Source organism: Staphylococcus kloosii (assembly GCF_032139365.1).
Taxonomy (GTDB): Bacteria; Bacillota; Bacilli; order Staphylococcales; family Staphylococcaceae; genus Staphylococcus; species Staphylococcus kloosii_A.
In genome coordinates this window covers 70,897-84,615 of sequence record NZ_JAVTDB010000070.1, presented here as the reverse complement: position 1 = coordinate 84,615, position 13,719 = coordinate 70,897, and the positions used below count along the sequence as shown (strand labels likewise).

Annotated in this window: 19 protein-coding genes and 1 riboswitch; of the genes, 16 read left to right on the top strand and 3 right to left on the bottom strand. The window is 32.7% G+C overall.

The window, feature by feature from the left end; translation table 11 throughout:
* The first annotated feature begins 296 nt into the window (after positions 1-296).
* Both RPL90_RS09490 and RPL90_RS09485 read left to right on the top strand, forming a co-directional pair.
* Positions 297-470 (top strand): hypothetical protein, encoded by a 174-nt coding sequence (locus RPL90_RS09490; RefSeq protein WP_313548282.1) that lies wholly within the window; start codon positions 297-299, stop codon positions 468-470.
* A gap of 114 nt (positions 471-584) precedes the next feature.
* Entirely contained in the window at positions 585-758 is a 174-nt protein-coding gene (locus RPL90_RS09485) for a hypothetical protein (protein WP_313548278.1), read from the top strand.
* A gap of 52 nt (positions 759-810) precedes the next feature.
* Here RPL90_RS09485 and RPL90_RS09480 read toward each other — a convergent pair whose 3' ends face one another.
* The gene (locus tag RPL90_RS09480) at positions 811-1,080 is read right to left on the bottom strand and encodes a VOC family protein (protein WP_313548275.1); all 270 of its coding nucleotides are present in this window, start codon (positions 1,078-1,080) and stop codon (positions 811-813) included.
* Between the two features lie 246 nt (positions 1,081-1,326).
* Between RPL90_RS09480 and RPL90_RS09475 the strand changes: the two genes are divergently transcribed.
* From RPL90_RS09475 to RPL90_RS09455, 5 genes are all read left to right on the top strand, one after another.
* Positions 1,327-1,731, top strand: coding sequence for an SRPBCC domain-containing protein (locus RPL90_RS09475; RefSeq protein WP_313548273.1), 405 nt, complete (start codon positions 1,327-1,329; stop codon positions 1,729-1,731).
* A gap of 20 nt (positions 1,732-1,751) precedes the next feature.
* Positions 1,752-2,135, top strand: a complete 384-nt coding sequence (locus RPL90_RS09470) for a VOC family protein (protein ID WP_313548271.1) — start codon at positions 1,752-1,754, stop codon at positions 2,133-2,135.
* Positions 2,136-2,142: 7 nt separating this feature from the next.
* Positions 2,143-2,319, top strand: coding sequence for a VraH family protein (locus tag RPL90_RS09465; RefSeq protein ID WP_313548267.1), 177 nt, complete (start codon positions 2,143-2,145; stop codon positions 2,317-2,319).
* 245 nt (positions 2,320-2,564) lie between these two features.
* A complete protein-coding gene (gene glcP / locus RPL90_RS09460) occupies positions 2,565-3,923 on the top strand; it encodes a glucose transporter GlcP (RefSeq protein WP_313548264.1) in 1,359 nt (452 codons plus the stop codon).
* 181 nt (positions 3,924-4,104) lie between these two features.
* The gene (locus tag RPL90_RS09455) at positions 4,105-4,431 is read left to right on the top strand and encodes a PH domain-containing protein (protein ID WP_313548260.1); all 327 of its coding nucleotides are present in this window, start codon (positions 4,105-4,107) and stop codon (positions 4,429-4,431) included.
* Positions 4,432-4,516: 85 nt separating this feature from the next.
* Here the strand turns inward: RPL90_RS09455 and RPL90_RS09450 are convergent, their stop codons facing one another.
* Positions 4,517-5,455 carry a ketopantoate reductase family protein gene (locus RPL90_RS09450; RefSeq protein ID WP_313548257.1) on the bottom strand — a complete coding sequence of 313 codons (939 nt, stop codon included), beginning with the start codon at positions 5,453-5,455 and terminating at the stop codon, positions 4,517-4,519.
* Positions 5,456-5,733: 278 nt separating this feature from the next.
* Between RPL90_RS09450 and mbcS the strand changes: the two genes are divergently transcribed.
* The 3 genes from mbcS to RPL90_RS09435 all read left to right on the top strand — a co-directional run bounded on the left by mbcS (position 5,734) and on the right by RPL90_RS09435 (position 8,583).
* Entirely contained in the window at positions 5,734-7,314 is a 1,581-nt protein-coding gene (gene mbcS, locus RPL90_RS09445; RefSeq protein ID WP_313548254.1) for an acyl-CoA synthetase MbcS, read from the top strand.
* 298 nt (positions 7,315-7,612) lie between these two features.
* On the top strand, positions 7,613-8,044 hold the full coding sequence (locus RPL90_RS09440) for an organic hydroperoxide resistance protein (RefSeq protein ID WP_313548250.1): 432 nt from the start codon (positions 7,613-7,615) through the stop codon (positions 8,042-8,044).
* 116 nt (positions 8,045-8,160) lie between these two features.
* Complete coding sequence (locus RPL90_RS09435) at positions 8,161-8,583, top strand: GNAT family N-acetyltransferase (RefSeq protein ID WP_398573865.1); 423 nt, start codon at positions 8,161-8,163, stop codon at positions 8,581-8,583.
* Positions 8,584-8,623: 40 nt separating this feature from the next.
* Here RPL90_RS09435 and RPL90_RS09430 read toward each other — a convergent pair whose 3' ends face one another.
* On the bottom strand, positions 8,624-8,848 hold the full coding sequence (locus RPL90_RS09430) for a hypothetical protein (RefSeq protein ID WP_313548241.1): 225 nt from the start codon (positions 8,846-8,848) through the stop codon (positions 8,624-8,626).
* Between the two features lie 223 nt (positions 8,849-9,071).
* Positions 9,072-9,172, top strand: a riboswitch (guanidine-I (ykkC/yxkD leader).
* 50 nt (positions 9,173-9,222) lie between these two features.
* Here RPL90_RS09430 and RPL90_RS09425 point away from each other — a divergent pair.
* From RPL90_RS09425 to RPL90_RS09400, 6 genes are all read left to right on the top strand, one after another.
* Positions 9,223-9,546, top strand: coding sequence for a DMT family transporter (locus RPL90_RS09425; RefSeq protein ID WP_313548235.1), 324 nt, complete (start codon positions 9,223-9,225; stop codon positions 9,544-9,546).
* Positions 9,547-9,549: 3 nt separating this feature from the next.
* Complete coding sequence (locus RPL90_RS09420) at positions 9,550-9,864, top strand: DMT family transporter (RefSeq protein WP_313548228.1); 315 nt, start codon at positions 9,550-9,552, stop codon at positions 9,862-9,864.
* A gap of 553 nt (positions 9,865-10,417) precedes the next feature.
* Positions 10,418-11,482: an L-ascorbate 6-phosphate lactonase gene (gene ulaG, locus RPL90_RS09415; protein ID WP_313548220.1), complete on the top strand. Its 1,065-nt coding sequence runs from the start codon at positions 10,418-10,420 to the stop codon at positions 11,480-11,482.
* A gap of 20 nt (positions 11,483-11,502) precedes the next feature.
* Entirely contained in the window at positions 11,503-12,930 is a 1,428-nt protein-coding gene (locus RPL90_RS09410; RefSeq protein ID WP_313548213.1) for a PTS ascorbate transporter subunit IIC, read from the top strand.
* Positions 12,931-12,958: 28 nt separating this feature from the next.
* Positions 12,959-13,237: a PTS sugar transporter subunit IIB gene (locus RPL90_RS09405; protein WP_313548207.1), complete on the top strand. Its 279-nt coding sequence runs from the start codon at positions 12,959-12,961 to the stop codon at positions 13,235-13,237.
* 11 nt (positions 13,238-13,248) lie between these two features.
* A complete protein-coding gene (locus RPL90_RS09400) occupies positions 13,249-13,719 on the top strand; it encodes a PTS sugar transporter subunit IIA (RefSeq protein WP_313548201.1) in 471 nt (156 codons plus the stop codon).

Sequence of the window (13,719 nt, the reverse complement as noted above, 5' to 3'; positions counted from 1 at the left end):
AAAATAAAGCTAAATAATTTTTAAAACAAAATTATTTTGGCTATAAATCTACATAAAAAAATAATGAAAAAGTGTTGCAATACAAAGTTTTTAATATATACTGTTTTATAGAGGCTGGTATTAAGTTTTTTTCTTTGTACTAGGTCTATTTGCAAACATAAATATTCAATTAAATGGTAAGTACTTTATGTACTTACCACTATTTTTTATAAATTAAATTTATTACTTTAGATAGTAGCAGTATCTAAAATTTAAAATTACATTTTTGATATCTTCTTGAGAGGAAGTTTTATAATTTGTTATTACACATGAAAGCAATTTTGAAAAGTTTATTTATAGCGATAATCATCTTTTTATTGTTGTTAGCAATTTGTGGTACAGATGCGATAATTGGATCTGTCATAGTAGCTATAGTAGCATTCGTTATAGGTTATACTTCTTTCTTGTATGCACAACACAAAAATAAATAGGCATACGTTAATGTATACACTTGCATAACTAAGTGAGTTATGAAAATCATATTCCGGGTATTTATAATAACAAGGGCATTTATGCGGTATTATAAAATAAGGAGAGGGATCGATATGTGGATTGTAGCAATATTATTAGTTATCGTAGGTATTGTGTTCTTAGTATTAGGTAAAAGAACCTCTCGTCATCGTTTAGGAAGAAGACAAAGCTTCTTTAGTTTAGCTACCGTATTTTTAATTTTTGGTGTAGTCGATATTGTCGGTTTGATTATTAATGCATTAATATAATGTATTAGAATAAACATAAGACCTCCCGCAGTTTAAAAGGGAGGTCTTATGTTTATTTTACTTCTTTTACGGCAAAGTAATTTTGTTCTGAATCAGCAAAATTAAATACGCTACCCATAGGTAATGTCATTACTTCACCTGTTTCAATGCCACATTGTTGTAATGATTCACGTAACGAATCGAAATTTGCAGTAGCAAAGATTAATGATGGCGTAGCTGTATTAACACCCATATCCATCTCATCTACTTTTGCTTTATCTTGTAACACAATTAAAGTTTGTGCATCTTCTGATGGGGCTAATTTAACAACCCGCATTTCCATTTCAGTTGTATCTTGTACAACAGTGAAAGAAAGGTGTGTTGTTCAAAAATCTATCCTTTATCATGATCATATACATATATCATTACTTCATCTAATCTATCTAACATTATTTTCACCTCAAAAGAACATTTTTACAAAGTATAATAGAGTAATGGTGGAAAAGCACACTATATTTATTAGGAGTTTAAAGCATATTGTTGAAGGTAATAATTAAACATACCATGAGCTAGAAAAGAGGAATTACGTATGGATATCATTACTAAGATGGAAATAAAAGCGCCAGCTTCAAAGGTATTTGAAGCATTTGTGGATCCTAAAGAAATTGGTGGATTTTGGTTTTCATCAAGTTCAAAGCTTTGGAAAGCTGGTGCAAATGTAATGTTACGTTATGACGAATATGATGCAGAAGTTGAAATTAAAGTTAAAGCAGTTACGCCTAATAAAAATATTGAATTTCAATGGGGAGATAAAACGGTAACAATAAATTTTGAATCATATGATGATAAAACGCTAGTAACGATAAAAGAAAGTTCGTTTGATTCTTCCGAAATTGAGCGTATTCTCGGTCAAAAAGAAGGTTGGGTTTATATGTTAAGTTGTCTAAAAGCTTATATTGAGCATGGTGTAAAAATTAGAGCGGGATTACAATAAATGATGGTGGTGTATTAACAATGAAGATAGTAGCAACGAGTATATTTGTAGAAAATCAAGAAAGCGCACAACAATTTTATACTGAAATATTAGGCTTCGAACTGAAACATAAAATAGATATGGGTGGCCCCAAATGGTTAACTGTAAAAGAAAATAACGACGCTAATCCAGTAGAAATTGTATTAGAACCCAATGATAATCCTATCGCTAAAGATTACCAAACACGTCTTTTTAATGAAGGCATACCTGCTACAATGTTTGCTACTGATAATATAGAAGAAGAGTATAAGTCGTTAAAAGCGCAAGGTGTCCGATTCACGCAAGCACCACACGCTATGGGAGAACTGAAACTGGCTATATTTGATGATACTTGTGGCAATTTAATTCAATTAATTGAACAATAATAAGGATGTGCTCAAAATTTTACGTAAGAGAATTGAAAAAGAACGACAATCAGGATTTATCGCTATATTGTTTACCATCATTTTCGCAAGTGTTTTTAGTTTAATGTTTACACCATTTGTAGGAATACCTGTGGCAATATTAAGTGGGATGTTTATTCATTTCACTGATAGAGACGATGAATAATTGAATAACCTAACTTTATATTTTTTAAATAATTCTTATTCTTAGTGACATTTGAATAAGGATTTTTTTGTTTAATTAATAGAAATAGTGAAAATTTTTCTACTGTAAAAATTGGTCCTTATTCTATTATAAGCTTTTCTTATTACTTTTTTATTATACTTGTTTGTAAGTTCTATCAAAATATAAATTGAAACGCTTTCATTTTTAGATTATAATAACCTTAATTATGAAAGGGATGATATTAAGTGAATGCAAACAAGTATTTAATTTTTATTTTGGGAGCTTTAGGCGGATTATTATATGGTTACGATAATGGTGTTATTTCTGGTGCGCTATTATTTATCCACCATGATATTCCTTTAAGTGAATCTATGAAAGGTTTAGTCGTATCATCAATGCTATTTGGTGCAATAATCGGTGCTGGTGGTAGTGGCCCATTATCCGATAAAATAGGGAGAAGACGTCTAGTATTGATAATTGCGATTGTATTTATCATTGGTACACTGTTATTATCATTTGCGCAAAACATTGAAATGTTAATATTAGGTCGTCTAATTATTGGTCTAGCAGTAGGTGGTTCAATGGCTACTGTACCTGTATACTTATCTGAAATGGCACCTACTGAATTCCGTGGTTCTCTTGGATCACTTAACCAATTGATGATTACGATTGGTATTTTAGCAGCTTATATAGTTAACTATGCTTTTGCAGACATGGAAGCTTGGCGTTGGATGGTTGGTTTAGCAGTAGTACCTTCAGTTATTTTATTAGTGGGTATTGCGTTTATGCCTGAAAGTCCAAGATGGTTGTTAGAGCACAAAGGTGAAAATGCTGCGAGAAAAGTAATGAAAATTACATTTAATGAGCAAGAAATAGATAAAGAAATTAAAGAAATGAAAGAAATCTCAGCCATTTCTGAATCAACATGGACGATTTTAAAATCTCCATGGATTAGACCCACATTAATCATTGGTTGTGTTTTTGCTTTATTCCAACAAATCGTAGGTATTAATGCGATTATTTTCTATGCGCCAACAATTTTAAACAAAGCTGGTTTAGGGGAAGCAACTTCAATCTTAGGTACAGTTGGTATTGGTTTGATTAACGTTCTTGTTACGGTCGTAGCAGTATTCGTAGTAGATAAAGTAGGTCGTAAGAAAATGCTTGTGACTGGTAATATAGGGATGGTTGCTTCATTAGTAATTATGGCAGTCCTTATTTGGACAATTGGTATTACTTCATCTTCATGGATTATTATCATTTGCTTATCACTATTTATCGTATTCTTTGGTTTAACTTGGGGTCCTATTTTATGGGTGATGTTACCCGAAATGTTCCCAATGCGTGCACGTGGGGCAGCTACCGGTGTAGCAACATTAGTACTAAACGTTGGTACAATTATTGTTGCGCAGTTATTCCCAATGCTTAATAGTGCATTAAGTACAGAATGGGTCTTCTTAATATTCGCAGTTATCGGTGTCTTAGCTATGATTTTCGTTATTAAATTCTTACCAGAAACAAGAGGTCGTAGTTTAGAAGAAATTGAATATGACTTAAGAGAGAGAACTGGCGCTAAACCACAAGAAATGCAAAGTTTATCATAATAGTTATAGAGCCTGGGACTATTGTCTCAAGGCTCCTTTTTATTTACTGCACTTATGAGTTAAATATAGTTGCTCTTAATAGACAATTTTATAGTTATAATAGACAATGTTACTAAGCACGAATAAGTGGTAATTTAGAAAGAAAACATGATAACTAGAAAAAAGCAAAGGTGAGGATAAGATGATTTTAGATAATGTAAATCCAGATGATTTATTTCCAACTGAGAAGAAAGGGCCGACAGTACTTGGTGATATAGAATATAATGTTAAAGGTGAACAACGTTTATATAAAGGTGCTTACATAGCTACGAATGAAAGATTAATATTAAATGTTGATATGGATGGACAATTTTATTATAGGAATATTGGCTATAATGAAATTAAATCAATTTCTCTTGATGGCCAAGTTATCAATTTAAGTTTTGAAATAGGTGACTTCCCAATTAAAAATATTGAAAAGGGTGACGTTGAAACATTTGCGTCCTTTGTACAACAACAAATGAACTAAATAAAAATAATAAAAAAGGCTCACAGCTAAATGCGTACACTAGCTGTGAGCTTATTTGTTTTATAAGCAACTATAATATAAAATCTTAATACGTTACATAATCAAGTTCTAATTCGTGAACTTGGTGAGTTAACATTTCGTTTAGTGGGGTAGGGATATTTAGTTCTTTCCCATATTTAGCAATTTGCCCGTTAAGAAAATCAATTTCTGTCAAACGGCCTTTGTGTAAATCTTGATGCATTGAAGGATAGTGTAAACCTTGTGTAGATTCAGGATAAGCAGCTTCTATCTTGTGAAGCATGTCTTCTGTTTTGATGTCAATATTACGTGCATTAGCTACAGATACGATTTCTTCTATTAATGGCTTAATCATAGCTCTAGCTTGATCGTATGCGCCTAACTCGCCAATACGCTTATCTAAGATAGTACATAGAGGATTAAGCACACTGTTTAAAGTAGCCTTCGACCATATAGAAATAAAGACATTATCACTGATAGCTGAATTCAATCCAGCCTCATTAAAAATGTTATTTATTTCTTCAGTTCGTTTATCCGCCTCTCCATCGGCACGCTGTAATTCTATTGTGCCTGAACCTTCTAATAAAAGTTGTCCTGGGCCTCTTAATCCTGCAGTCCACATTGTAACTGCTAAAAATATTTGAGATTTTGGTACTACTTCTACGAACCGTTCGTCATGTCCTAAACCGTTCATCATAGTTAATATCGCTGTTGATTCTTTGATGGCGTTGTTATCATATAACGCATTGATCATTGCTGAAGCATCCATTGCTTTAGTTAAAATGATGAGTAAATCATACTGTTCATTTACTTCAGAGGGTTTTTTAGCAGTGATATTTACATTATAAGTTGATGTTTCAGTTTTAATTTCTAATCCGTCGTCATTAATTTTGGTAATATGTTCGTCCCAATAATCAATGAGTGTTACATAGTAACCTGCCTCTTTAATTTGTGTTCCGATGCGACCGCCCATAGCACCAGCACCAGCGATTGCGATATGATACATAAAAACACGTCCTTATCGAAAATGAATGGTCATTTCTTTGTATAAGACTAATAAATGACTTACTATATAAATTTTATAGCCTTAAATATTTTGTTATATATAATTAGTTTATCACTTTATTAATATAAATTTGCAATTATCAGACTTTTTACTTATCAAATTAATGAAATAGGCGTACAATTTAGACGTATGATTAAAGGTTAAGGTAGTATGTTCATGTTTAAGATGATATTAAAATAAGATGTATTGAATATTTTAATTTCAAAAGGAGAGTAATTATGAAGAAATCAGATTTAGTTGCACCAGAACGGTATAATATTGTTGAAGAAATTGAAAAGTATGCCGTTGATACGTCGAAACAGGCGATAGCTTATGAAGATGAAGAGGGTAATACAGATAGTATTACATATAGCAATTTAATAAAAAATGCCAATAAAATCGGACATGTATTTTCTAATCATGGATTACAAAAAGGGGACAAAGTACTAATAATGATGCCTCGTAGCATTATTACGTATGAAATCTATACTGCCGCATTAAAATTAGGATTAGTTATTATTCCTAGTTCTGAAATGCTTAGAACTAAAGACTTACAACATAGAATTACACATGGCGATGTAGCTGCTGTTGTAGTAATTAATGAGGGCATTAATGAATTTAAAGGTATAGCAGAATATGATAACTTAACGAAATTTATCGTCGGCGGACATGAAGACGATTGGATTAATATTGAAGATGAACAACAACAAGCAAGCGATGAATTAGATATCGTCACAACTTATAGAGACGATATTGCTTTATTGTCATATACTTCAGGAACGACTGCTAAACCGAAAGCCGTTGTTCATACACATGGTTGGGGTTATGCACATATGCAAACAGCACCGAAATATTGGTTAAGTGTTAATGAAGGTGACACAGCTTGGGCTACAGCTGCACCAGGATGGCAAAAATGGATTTGGAGTCCTTACCTATCTATTATGGGATCAGGTGCTAAAGCGTTAGTTTACCAAGGTAAATTTGATGCTAAAAAATATTTAGAACTGTTACAAAGATATGAAGTTAACGTGCTATGTTGTACACCTACAGAGTATCGGCTAATGGCTAAATTACCTAATTTGAAAGATTATGATTTATCTCATCTTCATAGTGCAGTTTCTGCAGGAGAACCTTTAAACCAAGAAGTAATAGAAAAGTTTCAACAAAACTTTGATTTAACTGTAAGAGATGGCTATGGTCAAACAGAAAATACGCTACTTATTGGTTCGCTTAAAGACGCCGAAACGCGTCCAGGATCAATGGGGAAAGCTATTTTAGGCGACCAAGTTACAATCATTAATGAAGATGGTAATGAAGTTGAACCAGACGTAACAGGTGATATTGCCGTCTGGTTAGATTCACCAGCACTTTTCAAAGGTTATTATAAAGATGAAGAACGTACTACAGATTCCAAACGTGGAGCATTTTACGTCACAGGAGATCGTGCACGTATCGATGAAGATGGCTATTTCTGGTTCCAAGGCAGAAGTGACGACATTATTATTAGTTCAGGTTATACAATTGGGCCATTCGAAGTAGAAGACTCACTCATCGGACATCCTTCAGTTAAAGAATGTGCTGTAGTGGCTAGTCCTGATGATATTCGTGGCAACGTGGTTAAAGCTTTCGTTATTTTACAAGATGATGTAGAAGGCAATGATGCACTAGTAAAAGAGTTACAAAACTACGTTAAACAAGATGTTGCGCCATACAAATATCCACGTCAAATAGAATTCGTTGATGATTTACCTAAGACAAATTCTGGCAAAATTAGACGTGTAGAATTGCGTGCATCAGAAATTGAAAAATTTAATAAATAGTAAATTAAGCGTCTAGGATATCGTATTAATTCTAGACGCTACTTTTATATTGACAGTAGACGACTCAATTAAAACGACGTTTGTATCTAGCTTTTTTCTACTCTAGTCATCCTTGCCGATGCAGGGCTACAAAATTTTCTTATACGAATAAGTTTTCTGTTCTAATCTCTTGATGAAAGCATATTTATTGCTATATGGATAATAGGGATTTATAATTAAATCAATCTCAATTACATTGTGTTTAATTTAATTGAGAAAAATACATTATACTTTTAAGTATATTTAGAGGTGCATATTTATGGCAAAAGTACTATATTCTACAAACATGATTAGTAACGGGGGTCGTGATGGCCGTGTATTTAGCCCTGATAATACATTCGTGCAAAACTTAGCTACACCTAAGGAGATGGGCGGACAAGCGACTACTGCTGAAACAAATCCGGAACAATTATTCGCAGCAGGTTATAGCGCATGTTTTAATAGTGCATTATCATTAATATTACAACAAAATGGTGTTGCTGATGCTAATCCAGAAGTAGAAGCGGAAATTGAATTGATTGCCGACGAAGTAGATAAAGGTGTTAAATTAGGTGGCAAGCTTACAGTAACACTAGAAAATTTAACTCAAGAACAAGCAGAAAAATACGTAGAACAAGCACATAATTATTGCCCATATTCAAAAGCAACGAAAGGGAATATCGACGTAGCATTAGAAGTGCACGCGCAATAAATCATTTAATTGGAATAACAGCGTATCTATTTTAATAGGTGTGATTGTTATTCCTTTTTGTTTTTAACTATTTTATCAGGGTAAGAGTTGAGTGAAGTAGCTAAGGGGTGAATGAGTTGAAAGTAAATTTTACATATGATTTCGACGCAAGCAATGTTCCGAAAATGAAAGCAATATATCAATCTAATGGCTGGACGAGCCATACGGAAGATAATATAAATACTATTTTCAAAGCAAGCACGCATGTTGTTATAGCTAAGGTCGATGAGAAAGTTATTGGGTTTGCAAGGGCATTGTCTGATGGCGTTTATAATGCCGCAATTTATGATGTAGTGGTAGATAAAAATTATCATAAATATGGGATTGGCAGGGAAATTGTAGAAAAGTTAATAGATCGAATAGGTGAAGTATCGTGTATACATTTGATAGCGACGACAAAGCATACGACTTTTTATAAGCGGATTGGTTTTAGAACATTAACCACTGGTATGGCGGTGTATCAACAAGAGCGATTAAAAAATGAGTACACTGTTGATTAAACGTAACAGATGTACTCATTTCAGGTTTGATGTTTGGTGTTTACAATGAATAGTCTTTCACGTCCTTAAAGTCGTAGTTTTTAATAATAGTGCAACCTAATGGATGAAAGCCATTATCTACATGTTCATTAATTTCTTCTAAGACGTTTAATATTTCGTATTCAGGTGTTGATACATCAAACGTATATTTAAATAAATGCTCTTTGTCTGATAACACAGTAGCGACTAATTCTTGGTTTTCCATTTTATAGCCTAATAATTGCATAATCATCTTCACCTTTCTTTATATATATTATTGTTAGGTAGCTAAAACGTTTAGTTCTAAATTAGAATTATTCTAATTAATTACTAGTATACATTAAAATTAGTAAAATGTAGAGTGTTTTAGCTCTGATAATTGAAAAAATTTTAATGCCAGCGTCTCGAAATTTTTTGAAAATACTATGGTTGACCGTTATATAAAGATTTGATATAGTTCAATTAATTTAATAAAAGCTTTCTAGGGTTCCGTAACTTCATAGTTAGTCAGGTCCGAGAGAAAGCAACATGTTGATTACATGTTACACGGAAGGATAAAAGCCTGGGAGATAGTTTAAATACTATCTTCCGGGTTTTTTTTAGTTATTAGGAGGTATGAAAATGAATTGGTTAAAAATTATTATAGCAGCATTGTTTGAAGTTGGATGGGTTGTTGGTTTAACACATGCATCTAATACTATTGAATGGTTTGGGACCGTAATAGCCATTTTTTTAAGTTTCTATTTATTAATACAAGCGTCGAAAGTATTACCAGCTGGAACGACGTATGCGATATTTGTTGGTCTTGGTACTACAGGGGTTACTTTATGTGATTTCTTAGTTTTTGGACAACCATTAAATATAGGAAAGATAGTATTGATATTCACATTGCTGGCTGGCGTAGTTGGGTTGAAACTTGCTACAACGAGCGAGAAAGGAGCGTAAATTATGGATTGGATTATATTAATTATTGCTGGTGTATTTGAGATGCTTGGAGTGGCATCATTGAGTGCTTATACACATAATAATAAATTAAGCTCATTAATATATATGATTGTGAGTTTCGCGCTTAGTTTTATTTGTCTAGCTATAGCGATGATAACATTGCCAATGAGTACAGCATATGCAGTGTGGACTGGGATCGGTGCCGTAGGTGGCGCTGTGATAGGTATGTTGTTTTATAAAGAATCAAAAGATTTTTTACGTGTATTATGTATCTTGGTAATTCTAGCAAGTACGATTGGTTTGAAATTAATGAGCTAAAAAAAGAGCGACACGTAAGTGCCGCTCTTAAAGAGTAATATGTTCATGAATATAAAAGACTAGTAGTTAATATTAACTACATTTTTAATATAGCATATGCTTCTTTATTGATACAAATATTTTACTTTAATTATTTTTAACTTGCTAGATAATGAATTATTACATATTTTTTTACAGTAAAAGTGAGATTTCGGTATTTTGTAGATGTTGTTTTCTACTTAAAAGTGTCGTAGTAAAGAATGGAATAACTAATAAATCGTTGATTGTAAAATGATAATAAAAGATAGTAATACTTATGCATTTTACAGATAAATAATAATTTATATGATATTCACTGCCATTATGGAAGCTGGTCAACAATTAATTTTCCTCATTTTTGAATATAAATATTATACGAATAGATCAAAATTACACCTTAATACTTTTATATTGGGGTGTTTTTCTATATTATATTGTAATTAATATAATATAGAAAATATAAAATATATTGAAAAATAAAAGTGATGATTATATAATTTCGTAAACGCTTACAGATATTATAGGAGGAAATAAGATGTCTAAAGTACAAAATATTACAAAAGAGCAGTGGATTCTATCCACATTCCCAGAATGGGGAACATGGTTAAATGAAGAAATTGAGGAAACGCAAGTACCAAAAGATAATTTTGTGCTGTGGTGGTTAGGTTGTACAGGAATTTGGTTAAAGTCACATGAAGGCACTAATATTTTATGTGACCTATGGTGTGGGAGTGGTAAACGTACTAAAAAGAATAAGTTAATGAAGTCTGGTCACCAAATGCAACGCATGTCTGGATGCAAAGAGCTTCAACCTAATTTAAGAACGCAACCATTTGTTATTGATCCATTCGAGATGAAAAATATTAATGCGCTAGTAGTGACGCATATACACTCAGATCATCTAGATATAAATACCGCAGCAGCAGTATTACAAAATACCGATGATTCAGTTCCATTTATAGGCCCTAAAGCTGTAGTAAACATTTGGAGAGATTGGGGCGTGCCTGAACATAGATGTAAAGTGGTTAAACCCGGAGATAGCATAAAAGTGGGAAGCATAGAGATAGTAGCACTAGAAGCCTTTGATCGTACTGCATTAATTACTGTACCACAAGAATATCAATTGAATGGCCAGTTTCCTCAAGATATGGATGATATTGCAGTGAACTATTTATTTAAAACGTCAGGGGGTAATCTTTACCATGCTGGAGACTCTCATTTTTCGGTAAAATTTGCTGAACATGGGAACAATCACGAGATTGATGTTGCATTAGGTGCCTTTGGAGAAAACCCAAGAGGTATTACTGACAAATTAACGTCGGTTGATTTATTAAGAATGGCAGAGTGTTTAAAGACAAAAGTTGTTATACCAGTGCATCACGATATATGGTCTAATTTCCAAGCTAATCCACAAGAAATACTAACGCTGTGGAAAAATAAAAAAGACTTTTTAGACTATGATTTCACACCTTTCATTTGGCAAGTTGGCGGCCAATATACTTACCCTCAAGATAGAAATAAATTGGAGTATCATTATCCAAGAGGCTTCGAGGATGTCTTTACTACAGCAAATGATTTACCGTATCCTTCATTTTTATAAAAGCAAAGGAATGAACAGCTATGAACAACTTATATAAAATATTTATTTGGTTTATAGATAATATACTCACTAAGCCTGAATTTTTCATTGGTATTATTGTTTTTGTAGGCTACGTATTACTTAGAAAAAAATGGTATGAATGTTTGGCTGGTTTTATTAAAGCGGTTGTTGGTTTCATGATTTTACTCGTTGGAGCTAAAGGCTTAGTAGAAAAATTCAGACCCATATTAGCCGGTTTAGCCGATAGGTTTGATTTGAAGGCGGCAGTTATTGATCCATATTTTGGACTGAATGCTGTTGATAGTGCATTAAAATCTATAAATTTAACTACAACTTATACGATGATTGCACTTGTAATTGGTTTTCTACTAAATATTTTATTAGTAAAACTTAGCAAGATAACGAAACTTAGAACATTGTTTATTACAGGTCATATTATGGTCCAACAATCATTAACAATTACGTGGATTGTATTTTTTGCATTTCCAGAATATAGAAATTTTATAGGCAGTACAATGATTGGCATTCTAGTGGGGCTATATTGGGCTGTTGGTTCTAATTTAACGGTTGGACCGACACAACGACTAACTAATAACGCTGGTTTTGGAGTTGGACATCAAGAAATGTTTGCTATTTGGTTAGTAGACAAAGTGGCACCTAAATTAGGAAATAAAGAGAAAAATTTAGAAAATATGAAATTGCCTAAATGGTTGTCGATGTTCAATGATAGTATCGTTGCAACAGGGACGCTCATGCTTATCTTTTTTGGCACTATTTTAGTAATTTTAGGTGAAGACTTTTTAAGAAAATTAGACCCTCAAAACTTCCCCGAAAAGTTATCTTTTGTTACTTATATTATTTCAAGCTCGCTATCATTTTCAGTATTTTTAGCAATTTTGATGATGGGAGTAAGGATGTTCGTGTCAGAATTAACGAACTCTTTCCAAGGTATATCGAATAAATTATTACCCGGGTCATTACCGGCAGTGGATTGTGCTGCAACGTTTAATTTTGCGCCTCAAAACGCAGTGTTATTTGGATTTATTTGTGGCTCGTTAGGTCAATTCATTACTATTTTAGGTCTGATTTTGTTTCATTCACCCGTACTTATTATAACTGGTTTTGTACCTGTGTTTTTTGATAATGCTACTATTGCCGTTTATGCCAATAAGGTTGGTGGAACAAGAGCAGCTTTAATTTGTGCTTTTGTTTCTGGTGTGTTGCAAGTGTCGATAGGTGCATTTGCTGTAGTGTTCTTTGATTTATATAAATTTGGCGGTTGGCACGGAAGTATAGATTTTGAATTAATTTGGCCAGGCTTTGGATTCTTATTACACCATTTTGGCTTAATAGCATACTTTATAATCATTATCTTATTGCTCTTAATACCTCAATTACAATATAGAAGAGCGAAAGACAAAGAGCTATACTATCAAGGTTTAGAATAATACAACACAAAAATGGAGGAATTTAATTATGTTAAAAATTTTAGCAGCTTGTGGCAGTGGCATGGGATCATCAATGGTGATTAAAATGAAAATTGAAAAATGTTTACGTGAACTTGGTGTTAGTGATTTTTCTGTTGATTACTGTAGTATCGGAGAAGCAAAAGCGCAGGCAAATGGATATGATATCGTGTTTGCTAGTAAATATTTAATTCAAGAATTAGAAGGTAGGACGACGAGTAAATTATTAGGATTAGACAATTTAATGGATGATGCGGAAATAAAAGAAAATTTACAACGTGTAATTTGAAGGTGAATATTATGGTGTCATTTAAGGAAAGCATTATTAATGAACAATCTATTTGGTTAAATCAAGATGCTAAAAATTGGGAAGAAGCTGTGGCAAAAGCTACAGCCCCGTTATTGCAAAGTGGGGCTATAACAACAAATTATGTAGAGGCTATTATTGAAAATACTAAAAAATATGGGCCTTATTATTTATTAATGGATGGCATGGCAATGCCACATGCAAGACCGGAAGATGGTGTGAACCGAGATGCTTTTAGTCTCGTGATATTTAATGAACCTATAGATTTCGGAGATAATAAACGCGCGAGTGTATTTGTAGTTTTAGCCGCGACATCATCTGATATTCATACGAGTATTGCGATACCACAAATAGTTAGTGTATTCGAAATCGATAATATAATTGATAAATTAACAACAGCGACATCTGTAGAAGAAATCATCGCACATATCGATAAAGCAGATATGAGTGAATATATTTCATAA

Bases quoted from the DNA above. Each gene is read 5' to 3' on its own strand.
- RPL90_RS09485 (WP_313548278.1), top strand. From the start codon at position 585: ATGTGGATTGTAGCAATATTATTAGTTATCGTAGGTATTGTGTTCTTA.
- RPL90_RS09480 (WP_313548275.1), bottom strand. From the start codon at position 1,080: ATGGAAATGCGGGTTGTTAAATTAGCCCCATCAGAAGATGCACAAACT.
- RPL90_RS09475 (WP_313548273.1), top strand. From the start codon at position 1,327: ATGGATATCATTACTAAGATGGAAATAAAAGCGCCAGCTTCAAAGGTA.
- RPL90_RS09470 (WP_313548271.1), top strand. From the start codon at position 1,752: ATGAAGATAGTAGCAACGAGTATATTTGTAGAAAATCAAGAAAGCGCA.
- RPL90_RS09455 (WP_313548260.1), top strand. From the start codon at position 4,105: ATGATTTTAGATAATGTAAATCCAGATGATTTATTTCCAACTGAGAAG.
- RPL90_RS09450 (WP_313548257.1), bottom strand. From the start codon at position 5,455: ATGTATCATATCGCAATCGCTGGTGCTGGTGCTATGGGCGGTCGCATC.
- mbcS (WP_313548254.1), top strand. From the start codon at position 5,734: ATGAAGAAATCAGATTTAGTTGCACCAGAACGGTATAATATTGTTGAA.
- RPL90_RS09440 (WP_313548250.1), top strand. From the start codon at position 7,613: ATGGCAAAAGTACTATATTCTACAAACATGATTAGTAACGGGGGTCGT.
- RPL90_RS09430 (WP_313548241.1), bottom strand. From the start codon at position 8,848: ATGCAATTATTAGGCTATAAAATGGAAAACCAAGAATTAGTCGCTACT.
- RPL90_RS09425 (WP_313548235.1), top strand. From the start codon at position 9,223: ATGAATTGGTTAAAAATTATTATAGCAGCATTGTTTGAAGTTGGATGG.
- RPL90_RS09420 (WP_313548228.1), top strand. From the start codon at position 9,550: ATGGATTGGATTATATTAATTATTGCTGGTGTATTTGAGATGCTTGGA.
- ulaG (WP_313548220.1), top strand. From the start codon at position 10,418: ATGTCTAAAGTACAAAATATTACAAAAGAGCAGTGGATTCTATCCACA.
- RPL90_RS09410 (WP_313548213.1), top strand. From the start codon at position 11,503: ATGAACAACTTATATAAAATATTTATTTGGTTTATAGATAATATACTC.
- RPL90_RS09405 (WP_313548207.1), top strand. From the start codon at position 12,959: ATGTTAAAAATTTTAGCAGCTTGTGGCAGTGGCATGGGATCATCAATG.
- RPL90_RS09400 (WP_313548201.1), top strand. From the start codon at position 13,249: ATGGTGTCATTTAAGGAAAGCATTATTAATGAACAATCTATTTGGTTA.